Below are 14,433 nucleotides of genomic sequence, written 5' to 3'. Positions count from 1 at the left end.
ATAGCGAGGAGAGAGAGCATGACTACGCAACAGAAAACCCGCACGCTGACCATGGCGCAGGCCATTTCCGAAGCCATCGGCCAGGAGATGGAGCGCGACGAGCGCGTGTTCGTGATGGGCGAGGATGTCGGCAAGTACGGCGGCATTTTCAGCGCCACCACCGGCCTTTACGAGCGTTTCGGCAAGGAACGCATCATGGACACGCCGATTTCCGAGACCGCCTTCATGGGCGCGGCGATCGGCGCCGCCGCCGAGGGCCTGCGCCCGATCGCCGAGCTGATGTTCGTCGACTTCTTCGGCGTCTGTTTCGACCAGATCTACAACCATCTCGCCAAGAACACCTACATGGCGGGCGGCAACCTCAAGCTGCCGGCGGTGGTGATGACCGGCATCGGCGGCGGCTACAACGACGCCGCGCAGCACTCGCAGTGCCTCTACGCCAGCTTCGCCCACATGCCGGGGATGAAGGTGGTGGTGCCGTCCAACGCCTACGACGCCAAGGGCCTGATGATCCAGGCGATCCGCGACGACAACCCGGTGGTGTTCTGCTACCACAAGGGCATCATGGGCCTGTCGTGGATGTCCTACTTCGAGGGCAGCACCAACGAAGTCCCCGAGGAAGCCTACGCCATCCCCTTCGGCCAGGCGCGCGTGGTGCGCGAGGGCTCGGACGTCACCATCGTCACGCTGAGCCAGATGGTGCAGAAGGCGGTGCTGGCGGCCGACACGTTGGCCGAAGAAGGCATCAGCGCCGAGATCATCGACTTGCGCACCATCGTCCCGCTCGACACCGAGACCGTGCTCGCCTCGGTCGCCAAGACCGGGCGCCTCCTGGTGGCGGACGAGGATTACCTGCACTTCGGCCTCTCCGGCGAGATCGCCGCGCTGGTGGCCGAGCATCTCGACACCATTCGCCTGAAGGCCCCGGTGCGCCGCCTCGCGGTCGACGCCGTGCCGATCCCGTTCAGCCGCCCGCTCGAACAGCACGTCATCCCGCAGGTCGACGGCATCGTCGCCGCGGTCAAGGCACAACTGGCAACCTCCATCGGACTGTGAAAGGAACAAACATGATCGACATCATTCTGGACGACGCGGCCTGGGCCGACGTGGAAGACGGCACCGAGGCGCTGGTGGACGAGTGGACGGTGGCGGTGGGCGACCGCGTCGCCGCCGGCCAGGTGCTGGGCACCGTCGAACTGGTCAAGACCAGCCACGAGCTGATGGCACCGGTGGACGCCACCGTGGCGGCGATCAAGGTGGCGGCGCAGGAGACCTTTCCGCGCGGCGCGGTGCTGATCGTGCTGGAGGACTAGGCCATGTCCACCGCTGTAGAAACGGCACCACCGGCAGTGAAGCGCATCCCGCTCACCGGCCTGCGCGGCGCCATCGCCCGCAACATGAGCCAGGGTTGGCAGGCCCCGCGTGTGGCGATGTGGGCCGAGGTCGACGTCACCGCGTGTCAGCTCAAGCGTGCCCGGCTGATGACCGAGCATCCCGGCTTCAAGGTGACGCTCACCGCCTTCGTGCTGCGCGCCCTGGCGCTGACCCTGCGCGAGCACCCGCACCTCAACGCGCTGATGCGCGACAAGGAGGTGGAACTGGCCGACGACATCAACCTCGCGCTGGCGGTGAGCGTGCCGGGCGGACTGATGGCCCCGGTGATCCGCCAGGCCGACAACCTGTCGGTGCTGGAGCTGGCCGCCGAGTCACGCTGGCTGGCCGAGGGCGCGCGCAACGGCAGCCTCGGCGCCGGCGTGTTCCAGCGCGGCACCTTCACCGTCACCAACCTCGGCATGACCGACATCGACGGCTTCTCGCCGGTGATCAACCCGCCGCAGGTCGCCATCCTCGGCGTCAGCCGGGTGATCGACAAGCCGGTGGTGCGCCACGGCGGCATCGTCGCGGCGCCGCTGATGGGGCTGAGCCTGGTGTTCGACCACCGCGCCGTGGACGGCTACCCGGCGGCGCTGTTCCTGGGCGATCTCAAGCGCCGCCTGGAAAGCGCTGAGGAGCTCTAGCCATGGACGCGCCGCTCACGCTGGACATCGTCTCGGCCGAGGAGGAGCAGGCCTGGAACCGGCGCCACCTGGCGGAGCCGGTGACGGCCCCGGCCATCCGCTTCTGGGGCTATCGCGAGCCGGCGCTGGTGCTGGGCTGCTCGCAGCGCCGCGCCATCTCGGCCGAGACGGTGCGTGAGCGTGCCGGGCTCGATCTCGCCGCGCGCGATGCCGGCGGCGGTGCGGTGCTGGTCGGGCCGTGGATGCTGAGCGCCTCGATCCTGCTGCCGCTCGGCCACCGCTACGCGCAGCAGCCACCGGCGCTGAGCTACCACTGGCTGGGCGAGGCCTACCGCGCGGTGCTGGCAGAAGTCGGCATTGCCAGCGAGGTGCTGACCCCCGAGACGGCGCGCCACTTGCAGCGCGAGGCCGACCCGGATATCAGCTGGGCCTGCTACGGCGGCTTCTCGCCCGGCGAGGTGGTGGTGGGGCGGCGCAAGCTGGTGGGGCTCGCCCAGGTGCGTCGTGCCAAGGGGGTGTTGTTCGTGGCCGGCCTGCTGTTTGGCCGGACCGACTGGACCCTGCTGTGCCGCGCCTTCGGGCGCCCGCCAGGCGAGGCGCAGCGGCTGGCCGACGGCAACACCTGCTGCGTGGACGAGGCCGGAGAGACGTTGTCGCCGCTGGCTTTGCTGTGCTCTTTGCAGCAGAGGCTGTGGGCGAGCCTGGGGGCTCCGTCCGGTCCGGATGAGCCATGGTGACCGGCTTGCCCGGCCTGGCCTGAAAGGTGAGTGCAAGGGTAGTGCGAGCAACAGCGGGCGTCGCCGACGCCTGCCAAATCATAAGGAGGGACAGCATGTCTTTGTTGAAAGATCCGGAGTTGAAACAGTCCAGACCGTCCACAGCCGGCCTTCCCGGCCTGCGCGGATTGCAGCATATCGGCATCACGGTGCCGAACCTGCAAGAGGCGGTGGATTTCTTCGTCGAGGTGCTCGGGTGCGAGCCGTACTTCACGTTTGGCCCGTTCAAATTCGACGACGACTGGATGACGCGGCACCTCAATGTTCATCCCCGTGCCGAAATCCGGGATTTCCAGATGGTTCGCTGCGGCAACGGCACCAATCTGGAAATCTTCGAATACGCCGCGCCGGACCAAAACACCAGGCTGCCCCGCAACAGCGATGTCGGTGGGCATCATCTGGCTTTTTATGTCGATGATATGGACCAGGCCGTGGCCTATCTCAAGTCACGCCATGTCACGGTACTGGATACGCCCAGCACGTTTACCGACGGTCCCGCCGCCGGACTGACCTGGGTCTATTTTCTCGCCCCTTGGGGGTTGCAGCTGGAGTTGGTGAGTTTTCCGGCCGGTATGGGGTACGAGCGGGACCAGTCGCGCCTGCTGTGGGACCCCCGGTTCCCGGAAAGATGACCGCTCGTCCAGGCATTGGGTGATGGTGGAGTATTGGGCGCTCGTCGGGGCGCCTTTTTTTTACTGCAGGCGGAAAAAGGAGCAGGCCATGGGGTCGTTCAGCATCATGCATTGGGTCGTTGCCTTGCTGGTCATCGTGTTGCTATTCGGAACCAAAAAATTGCGCCATGTCGGTGAGGATTTGGGTGGGGCCGTACGGGGGTTTAAGAAGGGCATGGCGGAAGAAAACAAACAGGGTGAAAAAGGCGGAAAATAAACCGCGGGTTGCTCCGGAAGATGAGGGCGATGGGCTCGTCCACGCACCGAGGTGGCCGTGGACGAGCATCATCCTGACGAACAGGCCTACTTCGGTTGCGGGCTGACGATTATCTTCACGTTCCTGTCCTTATTGGCGACCAGTTCCTTGAAGCCCTTTTCGACAATCTCCTCGAGATGAATCCTGCCGGTAATCAGCGGGGTGACATCGAAGCGGCCATCGCTGATCAGGTCGATGACATGGGCGAATTCGCCGGCGTAGGCGAGGGAGCCAATCAGCTGTTTCTCGGTGGCGACCAGATCGAAGAAATTGAACTGGCTCGGCTCTTCGAAAATGCCGACCAGTATCGCTTTGCCGCCCTTGCGGATCACCTCGACCGCAAGCGGCCCGGTGGCCTTGTGTCCGATGCATTCGAAAGAAATATCGGCGCCGTAGCCGCCCGTCATTTCCTTGATGACGGCCACGGCGTCGCATTGCGAGGTATCGAGCACCTGCGTGGCGCCCACTTCCAGCGCCTTGCGTTTGCGGGCATCGGCCATTTCCAGGGTAATGATCTTGCTGGCGCCCGCCGCCCGGGCCGCCATGATGGTACACAAGCCGATGGTGCCGGCGCCGATCACCACTACCGTCTTGCCGACCAGCGAGCCGGCCTGCTTGACGGCGTGCACCCCCACGGCCAAGGGTTCGATCAACGCGCCGGCCTCGGGCGGGAAGTGCTCTGGCAAGGGATACAACAGGTTGGCCGGCACGTTCACGTATTGGGCGAAGGCGCCATTGGTCATCAGTCCCGTAAACGCCAGGCTTTCGCATAAATTGTACTGGCCGTGCTGGCAATAATGACATTGGCCGCAATGCTGGCAGGCGTCGGCCGCCACCCGTTGCCCTGTCCTGAAACCGCTGACACCGCTGCCGATTTCGGTAATCTCGCCACAAAATTCATGACCAAGAATGCACTGGCCCTTATGTCCGGTCAGCGGATGCGGCGTGTCGACCGGGATGAAAATCGGTCCAGCCAGATATTCGTGCAGATCCGAACCACATATGCCGCACCATTCGACCCGGATCTGGACGTGGCCTGGGCCCGGGGACAGCGGAAGGGGAACATCGCTGACGCGAATATCGTTTTTACCGTGCCACACCGCCGCACGCATGGTAGGCATCGATTCAGGATGATTCATGGTTGTCTCCTCGATTTGGTTTGAACGGCCACTGCATTAAGGCAGGTTGGCCGAAGAGGCTTTATGCAATCCATATGCCAGAATCGAGCAGACATAAATTAGCACTCACTCGAGCCGGTTAATCCATTCAAAACCGGCATAGAGCGCGGGTCGGTCTAGTGATTCATCTGGTCTCCTGAGCCATTTCACCTGTTACACCTGTCGCATCGAGCTACTGAATAAGCAACAGGTGTCGCTCCCTATTCGGCGTGCTTTGCCATGTCGACCTCGTCTCAAACTTCCCGTGCGCCCGATTGATGGGGTTTCGCCGTGTAATCAATTGAAATTCATCCCGTTTTCGGCGTCGCTAAGGTGAACGTAAAAACTGGCACCGATTTTGCTGATTGAACTGGGCTTCAGGTTAATTGCGATAAGACGAGGTTATTCCCCGTCCCTATTGCCCGGCGCCCACCAAGCGCGCTTGAAGTGAGGAGGGCACCCCTAAAACGGATGGTGCCGTCACGACAGGCTGATTCAGCCTGATTTGGAGATTGGGAGAGACAAAGATGACAACATCGATTGACGAAACCGGCTTGAGCCGGCGCAGCTTCCTCAAGGGCAGCGGGCTGGCCGCGCTCGGCGTCACCCTGGTGCCGCTGTCGGCGCTGCTGGTCAGCCCGAATGCCATGGCGGCCAAGCCGTTCAAGACGCTCAGCCCGGCCACGGCCAAAACCCTGGAAAAAATGGCGCGGGATATCTTCCCCCACGACAAACTGGCCGACCCGTACTACCGCCAAGCCATCGCGCCGCTGGATGCCGAGGCCGGCAAAAATGCGGCGACCGCCAGCTTGCTGGCCGACGGCGTGAGCGCGCTGGATGCCTCCGCACGCCAGCGTTATGGGCGCCCCTACACCGCGGTCGCCAAGGAAGAAGATCGCGTGGCGCTGCTCAAGGCCATCGAATCCGGCCCCTTCTTCCAGAAGGTGCGCGGCAACCTGGTGACCGGGCTCTACAACAACAAGGCGCTGTGGCCGCAGTTCGGCTACGAAGGCTCGTCCTGGGAGAAGGGCGGCTACCTGCATCGCGGTTTCGACGACATCGACTGGCTGTAAGCGGCCAACGAGCACAAGCCGGCGTTCACGGGCGACCGGCACGCTGAGGAGACAGAAGCAATGGCAACGCAATTCCGTTTGGATGATGACGAAGTGGTGGTGATTGTCGGCTCCGGGGCCGGCGGCGGCACCCTGGCCAACGAACTGGCGCAAAAGGGCGTCAAGTGTGTGGTACTGGAGGCAGGCAAGCACTACCAGCCCGACGAATTCGAGAACGACGAGTGGGCGATGTTCAACAAGATTTCCTGGCTCGACAAGCGCATCTCGGCGGGCGGCTGGCATCACACCAAGACCTACCCCAATCTGCCCGCCTGGATCGTCAAGGGCGTGGGCGGCTCCACCATCCACTGGGCCGGCCTGGCGCTGCGCTTTTTGCCGCACGACTTTCGCAACAAGTCGACCTACGGCCACGTCGACGGCGCCAACCTGCTCGACTGGCCGATCGGCTACGACGACCTCGAACCCTACTACTTCCGCGCCGAGAAGAAGATGGGCGTGGCCGGCACGGCAGCCAGCGGCCTGCCGCTGTTGCCCGAGAACAACCACTACAAGGTGATCGCTGCCGGCGCGCGCAAGGTCGGCTACAAGCAGATCGTGCGGCCGATGGCGATCAACTCGCAGGCGTACGACGGCCGCCCCGGCTGCCAGCAGCTCGGCTTCTGCATGCAGGGCTGCAAAATGACCGCCAAGTGGTCGACGCTCTACACCGAAATCCCCAAGGCGCTCGACACCGGCCGGGTCGAACTGCGCCCGCAGAGCATGGTGCTGAAGATCGAGCACGACAAGAGCGGCAAGGTCACGGGTGTGGTCTACGTCGACCAGCACGGCCACACGCAGCGCCAGGCGGCGCGCGTGGTGTGCGTGGCCGGCAACTCGATCGAATCGCCGCGCCTCTTGCTCAACTCGGCCTCGTCGCTGTTCCCGGACGGGCTCGCCAATTCCTCGGGCCAGGTTGGCCGAAACTACCTCACCCACACCACCGCCGCCGCCGTGGCCATCCACCAGAAACCGGTGCACATGTACCGCGGCACCGCGCTGGCGGCGGTGATCTCGGACGAGGCCGACCCCAACCCGGAGCGCGGCTTCTTCGGCGGCTATCACCTCGAAGGACTGTCGCTCGGCCTGCCGTACACCGCCGCCTTCATGAAGCCCGGCGGCTGGGGGCGCGACGTCACCTCGGCGCTGGAGATGTACGACCACATGAGCTGCGTCTGGGTGTGTGGCGAGGACTTCGCGCAGGAGCAGAACGGCGTCACCCTGCACCCCACCGAGAAGGACCAGTACGGCCTGCCGGTGCCCATCGTCAGCAAGACCGACCACGCCAACGACGCAGCCATCCGTCGGCACGGCCTGGCGCAGTTCCGCAAGGTGTCCGAGGCGGTCGGCGCCACCCGCGTCATCGACATGCCGCCGTACCCGGCCAGCCACAACATGGGCACCAACCGCATGAGCGCCAAGGCGCGCGACGGCGTGGTCAATAAGTGGGGGCAGTCGCACGACATCAAGAACCTGTTCATCTCCGATGGTAGCCAGTTCACCTCCAGCTCGGCGGCCAACCCGACGCTCACCATCGTCGCGCTGGCGATCCGCCAGGCCGAGTACATCGCGGGCGCGATGCAGAGAAAGGAGCTCTGATCACTCCCACCACGTAGGACATCCTCCCCTTTGTCGTGGTGTTCGGGCGCCTGCTGGGGCGCCCTTTTTTTCTGGTGTCACGATACTGACCCGGGGCGACATTCCGAGGGGCTGCTCGGGGAGGGGCGAGGGTGGCTATACTGCAATGCGTGGCCGGCGCACGATGCGAGCGGTTGCAGCAAAAATTAAAGAACCCCGGGGCGGCACAGCCCAGGTGCGTAGCGCACACGATGATGGGGTATCCATGGAGGAGAACAGATGGCGAACCTTTCCGAGCGCCAGCACATCGAGCGCGTGCTGGCGGTCGCCACGCACGACAGCGGACTGAGCCAGGATTCGTCGGCGTACGACCTGATCAAGCGCTCCTGGTCGCGCTGCGTGCACGACTACGGCCTCGACCCGGCTGCCCGCCGCCATGCGCGCATCCTGACCGCGCATGAACTGCGCGACCATCGCGAGCAGGCCGAGGACTTCCTGCACGTCGCCCGCGCCGGTATGGAGCAGCTCTACAAGCGCGTCTCGTCGCTGGGCTACGTGCTGCTGCTGACCGATGCCCAGGGCGTCACCATCGACTACATCGGCAACGACGCGCTGGAAACGGACCTGAAAAAAGCCGGGCTCTACCTCGGTGCGGACTGGAACGAAGAACACGCCGGCACCTGTGCCGTCGGCACCTGCATCGTCGAGCAGGCGCCGCTGACCTGCCACCGCGAGGATCACTTCGACGCCACCCACATCACCCTGAGCTGCAACTCCGCGCCGCTGTTCCAGCCCGACGGCGAATTCATGGGCGTGCTCGACGTCTCCATGCTCGCCTCGCCGCAGGCGCGCGAAAGCCAGCACCTCGCCTTGCACCTGACCCTGCTCTATGCGCAACTGATCGAGGACGCCAACTTCCTGCGCCACTTCGCCAATCGCTGGATCCTGCGCCTGGGCACGGCGGCGGCGCTGGTCGACGTGTGCGGCGAACTGATGCTGGCCTTCGACGCCGACGGCGTCGTGGTGGGGGCCAACTCCGGTGCCCGCCAGCGGCTGGGCCGGACGCGGCTGGACGATGCCGGCGGCGGTCTGATCGGCCATCTCCTGACCGATATCTTCCGTTGCAGCATGGACGACATCATCCAACTCGCCCGCACGCCGGCCATGGGCGACGCCGCGCTGCTGGCCACGTTCGACCACGACCTCTTCCACGCCTCGGTCATCCCGCCGCGCATTGCCCCGCGGCCGGCCGTCTCTGCCACGTTGCGCGAGAGCGTGCCGTTGCCCGCCTGTCCCGCGCTCGACCGGCTGGCCGGCGACGATCGCCAGATGCAGCGCATCCTGGATCAGTCCAAGCGTCTGGTGAACAAGGGCGTCAATATCCTGATCCACGGCGAGACCGGCACCGGCAAGGAAGTGTTCGCCAAGGCCCTGCACGAATCGAGCGAGCGCGCCGCGCGCCCGTTCATCGCCGTCAACTGTGCCGCCATTCCCGATTCGCTGATCGAAAGCGAGCTGTTCGGCTACGCCCCCGGCACCTTTACCGGGGCGCGCAGCAAGGGCATGAAGGGCCTGATCCAGCAGTCCGACCGCGGCACGCTGTTCCTCGACGAAATCGGCGACATGCCGCTGCACCTGCAGACCCGGCTGTTGCGCGTGCTGTCCGAGCGCGAAGTGCTGCCGCTGGGGGCCGACAAGCCGGTGCGGGTGGAACTGACCGTGATCGCCGCCTCACACCGCGACCTGCGCAAGCTGATCGCCGGCGGGCAATTCCGCGAGGATCTCTATTACCGGCTGTGCGGCGCCACGCTGTTCCTGCCGCCGCTGCGCGAGCGCCAGGACAAGCGCTACCTGATCGAACGCCTCTTCGCCGAGGAAGCGGCCCAGAGCGGCCAATCTCCCGTCCTCGCCGAAGCGGCGCTGGCCTGCCTGATGGACTACCCGTGGCCGGGCAACGTGCGGCAGCTGCGCAATGTGCTGCGCTTTGCGCTGGCGCTGTCGGACGGCGTCAGCGTCGAACTCGGCGACCTGCCGCACGAACTGATGGAGGGGCGGCCGCCGCTGGAGGAGGCCTTGACCCCGCCGAAGGCGGAAAGGGAAGAGAGTCTCCCGGCGGGGCTGGACGAAGCCGGGCTGCTGCTGGCGGCGCTCAGGCGCAACAAGTGGAACGTCACCGCGGCTGCGGCCGAACTGGGTATCTGTCGCGCCACGGTGTACCGCCACATGAAGAAGTTCAGCATCGTCTCGCCGCTCGACCTGTAACCGGCGTTCAATGCGAGCTGGGCCCTACTGGAATGCCACTTCCGCAAAGCTGCGCAGCTTGCGGCTGTGCAACTGATCGACGCCCTGTTCGCGCAGCAACTCCATCGCCCGAATGCCGATGCGCAGGTGCTGATCGACGCGTTCCCGGTAGAACTGATCGGCCATTCCCGGCAGTTTGATCTCGCCGTGCAAGGGCTTGTCGCTCACGCACAGCAAGGTGCCGTAGGGCACCCGGAAGCGGAAGCCGTTGCCGGCGATGGTGGCGCTTTCCATGTCCAGCGCTACCGCGCGACTCTGGCTGAAGCGGCGTTGCGGCGCATTCTCCGGCAGCAGCTCCCAGTTGCGGTTGTCGGTACTGGCCACCGTGCCGGTGCGCATGATGCGCTTGAGTTCGGACCCCTGGATCTGCGTGATGTCGGACACGGCGGCGGCCAGCGCCAGCTGGATTTCCGCCAGGGCGGGAATCGGAACCCAGAGCGGCAGGTCCTGGTCGAGCACGTGATCGTCCCGCACGTAACCGTGCGCCAGTACGTAGTCGCCGAGCTGCTGCGTCTGGCGCAGGCCGGCGCAGTGGCCCAGCATGATCCAGGCGTGCGGGCGCAGCACGGCAATGTGGTCGGTGATGGTTTTGGCGTTGGCCGGGCCGACGCCGATATTCACCATGGTGATGCCGCTGCGGTCGCCACGCATCAGGTGATAGGCCGGCATCTGCGGCAGGCGCGCCGGTGCTTTTCCCAAGGCATCGCCGGCTTCGGCCGCCGTCCCCACGCGGCGCGTGACCACGTTGCCGGGCTCGACGAAGGCGGTGTAGTCGCTGTCGGGGTCGGCCATGCATTCGTGGCCGAGGCGGATGAATTCGTCGATGTAGAACTGGTAGTTGGTGAACAGCACGAAGTTCTGGAAGTGCTCGGGCTGGGTGCCGGTGTAATGCCGCAGGCGATGCAGCGAATAGTCGACGCGCGGCGCGGTGAACAGCGCCAGCGGCCGCGGCTCGCCGCCACGCGGTTCGTAGGTGCCGTTGGCGATGCCGTCGTCCATCGCCGTGAGGTCGGGCAGATCGAACACGTCGCGCATCCGTTCGCGGCGCTCCGCGCTCAGGCTGCCCTCGAGGTGATCGCTCTCCGCAAACGAGAAATGGATGGGGATCGGCTGCGAGCTGCTGCCGACTTCCAGCGCCACGCCATGGTTTTGCAGCAGCAAGGTGAACTGCTCGAGGTAATAGTCCTCGAACAGGTCCGGTCGCGTCAGCGTGGTCTCGAAGCGGCCCGGTCCGGCCACGAAGCCGTAACTGCGGCGTTTGCTCTCCAGCGGTTTCAGCCGCGACACGGTGCCGGTCTGGATACGGACGAAGGGGTAGCAGGCCCGTACATGGCCGGGCAAGTCTTCACCATCGACAAAGCGCTGCATCGTCTCGCGCAAGTGGGCGAGGCTGTTCTGGTAAATGTGGCGCACCTGGGCCAACGCGGCGGCGGGGTCATCGAAACGGCTGGGCGGGATGAACGTAGGTAAATAAGGCATGACGCCAGTCTCCTGGAGACGTGTTCGGTGCAGTGCTGCTCCGTCCAGGGCGTCTGGCGGAGCGGGGACGGGAGCCAACGTGTTGCCGTCATGAGGCCTGTCAGTCCCCAAGCAGAGCGACGTTTTCGCTGGCGATTATTGGGCAAAGCCCTTCCTGCGACAACTGCCGACGGCGGCGCGATGAAGCCAGCGAGTCGAGTGCGCCTTGTCTTCAGCCGTGCCGGGCATGCGCCCGGTGCCGTCGCCCGGCGTGGTAGAACCAGCGTTTGGCCGCCTCCGCGCCGCACAGGTAGACCAGGGTCAGCGCCGCGATCAGCAGCAACAGCTCCGCCGGCGGCGCGACGAAGCCCAGCAGATCGGCCAGCGAGGTGAACGGCAGCAGCACGGCGGCCCCCACCACCGCGAGCGCCGTGCCGGCCAGCCACGGGTTGGGCCGGCTGAGCCAGGGGGCGGCACGGGTGCGGATGATGAAGATCACCAGCACCTGCGTGGCGATCGACTCGATGAACCAGCCGGTGTGAAACAGCGCCTCCTGGGCATGGAAGACGCTGAGCAGCAGGTAGAAGGTGAGAAAGTCGAACAACGAGCTCACCGGCCCCAGCGTCAGCATGAAACGCAGGATGAAGCCGGCATCCCAGTCGTGCGGGTAGCGCAGGTAGGCGGCGTCGACGTCGTCGAGCGGGATCGGGATTTCCGACGTGTCGTAGAGCAGGTTGTTGAGCAGGATCTGCACCGGCAGCATCGGCAGGAAGGGCAGGGCCAGCGACGCGCCGGCCATGCTGAACATGTTGCCGAAGTTCGAGCTGGTTCCCATCATGATGTACTTCATCACGTTGGCGAAGGTGCGGCGTCCCTCGATCACGCCGTCGTGCAGCACGCCGAGATCGTGCTCGAGCAGGATCATGTCGGCGGCGTCCTTGGCCACGTCGACCCCCGAGTCCACCGAGATGCCGACGTCGGCGTCGTGCAGCGACGGCGCGTCGTTGACGCCGTCGCCAAGAAAGCCGACCACGTGCCCGCGGCGGCGCAGCGCGCGCAGGATACGGCTCTTCTGCGGCGGCGAGACGCGGCAGAACACGTCGGTGTGTTGGGCTTGCGCCGCCAGCGCGGGGTCGTCGAGCTGGTCGATCTGCGCGCCGGTCAGCAATGTCTTCACCGGCAGGCCGACCTGGGCGCAGACGTGACGCGTCACCCACTCGTTGTCGCCGGTCAGCACCTTGACGTGGACGTGGCTGCGTCGCAGCTCCTCCAGCGCGGTCGCCGCGCTGGCCTTGGCCGGGTCGAGGAAGGCGGCAAAGCCGCACAGCACCAGCCGGGTCTCGTCGTCGACCACGGCGTGCCCATGGTCCGGCGGCACGGCGCGCCAGGCGATCGCCAGCACGCGGAAGCCGTCGCGGCTCAGCGCCTCGAATTGCGCCAGGGCGCGTTCGCGCGTGGCCTCGTCCATCGCCTGCAGCACGGGCGGCGCATCCGGTGAGCCGGTTTCGACCTCGGCACACAGGCGCAGCATGTCCTCCGGCGCGCCCTTGACGATCAGCAGCCGTTCCCCGGCGCGCTCCACCAGCACCGAGACGCGCCGGCGTTCGAAACCGAACGGCACCTCGTCGATCTTGCTCCAGCCGCCGACGTCGATTTCCTCGTGCTGCAGGATGGCGTCGTCGAGCGGGCTGCGCAGCCCTGACTCGAAAAAGCTGTTGAGGTACGCCAGCTGCAGCACGCGCGCGCTGTCGTGTCCCAGGAGGTCGACATGCTGTTCGAGGCGGATCGTTGCCTCGGTGAGGGTGCCTGTCTTGTCGGTGCACAGCACGTCCATGCTGCCCATGTCCTGAATCGCCGCCAGCCGCTTCACCACCACCTTCTTGGCCGCCATGCGCAGGGCCCCGCGCGACAAAGTCACCGACACGATCATCGGCAAGAGTTCGGGGGTCAGCCCCACCGCCAGGGCGACCGCGAACATGAAGGTCTGATGCACCGGGCGGTGCACCAGCGTGTGCACGAAGACGATGAACAGCACCAGGGCGAAGGTCATCTTGATGATGAGTTGGCCGAAGCGGCGGGTGCCGAGCTCGAACGAGGTCGGTTCGGCCGGTGCGCGCAAGGTGTCGGCAATCCCGCCCAGAAAGGTGGCCGGCCCGGTATGGCAGATCAGCAGCGTGGCGCTGCCGCTCAGCACCGACGACCCCATGAACGCCGCGTTGACGGCATCGGCGATCTCGCGCGCCTCCGCCGTCAGCTCCACGGCATGTTTTTCGACCGGGTACGACTCGCCGGTGAGCATCGACTGGCGCACGAAGAAGTCGCGCGCCTCGACGATGCGCCCGTCGGCCGGGACCAGGTCGCCCGCGGCCAGTTGCACCAGGTCACCGGGGACGAGCTGGGCTGCCGGCCGCGTCACGACGTGGCCGTCGCGCAGCACGCTGGCGCGCAAGGCCACCGATTCGCGCAAGCGCTCGGCCGCGTTGCCGGCGCGGTGCTCCTGCACGAAGTCCAGGGTCACGCTGCCGATCACGATCAGGCTGATGACGACAAAGCTGGTGACGTCGCCCAACTGGACCGATACCGCGCTGGCGCTCAACAACAGCAGCACCAGGGGGTTGCGGAAGTGGGCCAGGTACTCCAGTACCGGGTGGCGCCGGCGCCGGGCGCTCAGCACGTTGTCGCCGTATCGCGCTCGCAGCGCCAAGGCGGCTTCCTCCGACAGGCCGCGCTCGTCCGCGCCGAGTTCGGTCTTGAGTGCGGTCAGCGGTCGGGTCCAGAACGGGACCGGCTGCGCGTCGAGCGGTTCGTGCAAGGCGAGTCCTCGGTCAGTGAGTTTGGGGCAGGGCATCCATTGCTCCAGCGCCGGAGAAACCGCGGATGACACGCCCAAGAGTGGGCCGCTTCGCTGCGACGGCGGTGGACGTCGATCAGGTGTTCGGAGCGGGCAGGGTGGCCCCTTCCTTGATACTAGCGCACGCAATGCTTCGTCCCCTGTCAAACCCTTGCGTAGGCCGGGGTCGCCATGCCGCATGGCGCGTTCCCTGATGATCGCCAGCTAATCAGGCGCCTGCGCCTGCCCACCCCCTTCACTGGCAGGGGAATTGCCGTT

General features: G+C 65.7%; 12 protein-coding genes. 9 read left to right on the top strand and 3 right to left on the bottom strand.

The window, feature by feature from the left end; all coding sequences use genetic code 11:
• Positions 1-18: 18 nt before the first annotated feature.
• The 6 genes from NH8B_RS11890 to tatA all read left to right on the top strand — a co-directional run bounded on the left by NH8B_RS11890 (position 19) and on the right by tatA (position 3,682).
• Positions 19-1,056, top strand: a complete 1,038-nt coding sequence (locus NH8B_RS11890; protein WP_014087525.1) for an alpha-ketoacid dehydrogenase subunit beta — start codon at positions 19-21, stop codon at positions 1,054-1,056.
• A gap of 11 nt (positions 1,057-1,067) precedes the next feature.
• Positions 1,068-1,313, top strand: a complete 246-nt coding sequence (locus NH8B_RS11885; protein WP_014087524.1) for a lipoyl domain-containing protein — start codon at positions 1,068-1,070, stop codon at positions 1,311-1,313.
• 3 nt (positions 1,314-1,316) lie between these two features.
• Positions 1,317-2,018, top strand: a complete 702-nt coding sequence (locus NH8B_RS11880; protein WP_014087523.1) for a dihydrolipoamide acetyltransferase family protein — start codon at positions 1,317-1,319, stop codon at positions 2,016-2,018.
• Positions 2,019-2,020: 2 nt separating this feature from the next.
• Positions 2,021-2,755 carry a lipoate--protein ligase family protein gene (locus tag NH8B_RS11875; protein ID WP_014087522.1) on the top strand — a complete coding sequence of 245 codons (735 nt, stop codon included), beginning with the start codon at positions 2,021-2,023 and terminating at the stop codon, positions 2,753-2,755.
• Between the two features lie 95 nt (positions 2,756-2,850).
• Complete coding sequence (locus tag NH8B_RS11870; RefSeq protein WP_014087521.1) at positions 2,851-3,426, top strand: VOC family protein; 576 nt, start codon at positions 2,851-2,853, stop codon at positions 3,424-3,426.
• 88 nt (positions 3,427-3,514) lie between these two features.
• Positions 3,515-3,682 (top strand): Sec-independent protein translocase subunit TatA, encoded by a 168-nt coding sequence (tatA, locus tag NH8B_RS11865; protein WP_014087520.1) that lies wholly within the window; start codon positions 3,515-3,517, stop codon positions 3,680-3,682.
• An 86-nt stretch (positions 3,683-3,768) separates the two neighbouring features.
• Here tatA and NH8B_RS11860 read toward each other — a convergent pair whose 3' ends face one another.
• Positions 3,769-4,860 carry a 2,3-butanediol dehydrogenase gene (locus NH8B_RS11860; RefSeq protein ID WP_014087519.1) on the bottom strand — a complete coding sequence of 364 codons (1,092 nt, stop codon included), beginning with the start codon at positions 4,858-4,860 and terminating at the stop codon, positions 3,769-3,771.
• Between the two features lie 545 nt (positions 4,861-5,405).
• On the opposite strand from NH8B_RS11860, the gene NH8B_RS11855 reads away from it, so the two are divergent.
• The 3 genes from NH8B_RS11855 to NH8B_RS11845 all read left to right on the top strand — a co-directional run bounded on the left by NH8B_RS11855 (position 5,406) and on the right by NH8B_RS11845 (position 9,827).
• Positions 5,406-5,951: a gluconate 2-dehydrogenase subunit 3 family protein gene (locus NH8B_RS11855; RefSeq protein ID WP_014087518.1), complete on the top strand. Its 546-nt coding sequence runs from the start codon at positions 5,406-5,408 to the stop codon at positions 5,949-5,951.
• Positions 5,952-6,011: 60 nt separating this feature from the next.
• The gene (locus tag NH8B_RS11850; protein ID WP_014087517.1) at positions 6,012-7,586 is read left to right on the top strand and encodes a GMC family oxidoreductase; all 1,575 of its coding nucleotides are present in this window, start codon (positions 6,012-6,014) and stop codon (positions 7,584-7,586) included.
• 258 nt (positions 7,587-7,844) lie between these two features.
• Positions 7,845-9,827, top strand: coding sequence for a sigma-54-dependent Fis family transcriptional regulator (locus NH8B_RS11845; RefSeq protein ID WP_014087516.1), 1,983 nt, complete (start codon positions 7,845-7,847; stop codon positions 9,825-9,827).
• Positions 9,828-9,851: 24 nt separating this feature from the next.
• On the opposite strand, the gene NH8B_RS11840 is transcribed toward NH8B_RS11845, so the two are convergent.
• Positions 9,852-11,345: an AMP nucleosidase gene (locus NH8B_RS11840; protein ID WP_014087515.1), complete on the bottom strand. Its 1,494-nt coding sequence runs from the start codon at positions 11,343-11,345 to the stop codon at positions 9,852-9,854.
• A 211-nt stretch (positions 11,346-11,556) separates the two neighbouring features.
• Positions 11,557-14,136, bottom strand: coding sequence for a magnesium-translocating P-type ATPase (gene mgtA / locus NH8B_RS11835; protein WP_014087514.1), 2,580 nt, complete (start codon positions 14,134-14,136; stop codon positions 11,557-11,559).
• Positions 14,137-14,433 lie beyond the last annotated feature (297 nt).

This window comes from Pseudogulbenkiania sp. NH8B, assembly GCF_000283535.1.
GTDB lineage: Bacteria > Pseudomonadota > Gammaproteobacteria > Burkholderiales > Chromobacteriaceae > Pseudogulbenkiania > Pseudogulbenkiania ferrooxidans.
Note: the sequence above shows the minus strand (reverse complement) of the source record. Positions and strands in the feature narration are given on the sequence as shown.

What these genes read in the sequence shown, in the direction of transcription:
- NH8B_RS11890 (WP_014087525.1), top strand. Translation starts at nt 19, where the DNA reads ATGACTACGCAACAGAAAACCCGCACGCTGACCATGGCGCAGGCCATT.
- NH8B_RS11885 (WP_014087524.1), top strand. Translation starts at nt 1,068, where the DNA reads ATGATCGACATCATTCTGGACGACGCGGCCTGGGCCGACGTGGAAGAC.
- NH8B_RS11880 (WP_014087523.1), top strand. Translation starts at nt 1,317, where the DNA reads ATGTCCACCGCTGTAGAAACGGCACCACCGGCAGTGAAGCGCATCCCG.
- NH8B_RS11875 (WP_014087522.1), top strand. Translation starts at nt 2,021, where the DNA reads ATGGACGCGCCGCTCACGCTGGACATCGTCTCGGCCGAGGAGGAGCAG.
- NH8B_RS11870 (WP_014087521.1), top strand. Translation starts at nt 2,851, where the DNA reads ATGTCTTTGTTGAAAGATCCGGAGTTGAAACAGTCCAGACCGTCCACA.
- tatA (WP_014087520.1), top strand. Translation starts at nt 3,515, where the DNA reads ATGGGGTCGTTCAGCATCATGCATTGGGTCGTTGCCTTGCTGGTCATC.
- NH8B_RS11860 (WP_014087519.1), bottom strand. Translation starts at nt 4,860, where the DNA reads ATGAATCATCCTGAATCGATGCCTACCATGCGTGCGGCGGTGTGGCAC.
- NH8B_RS11855 (WP_014087518.1), top strand. Translation starts at nt 5,406, where the DNA reads ATGACAACATCGATTGACGAAACCGGCTTGAGCCGGCGCAGCTTCCTC.
- NH8B_RS11850 (WP_014087517.1), top strand. Translation starts at nt 6,012, where the DNA reads ATGGCAACGCAATTCCGTTTGGATGATGACGAAGTGGTGGTGATTGTC.
- NH8B_RS11845 (WP_014087516.1), top strand. Translation starts at nt 7,845, where the DNA reads ATGGCGAACCTTTCCGAGCGCCAGCACATCGAGCGCGTGCTGGCGGTC.
- NH8B_RS11840 (WP_014087515.1), bottom strand. Translation starts at nt 11,345, where the DNA reads ATGCCTTATTTACCTACGTTCATCCCGCCCAGCCGTTTCGATGACCCC.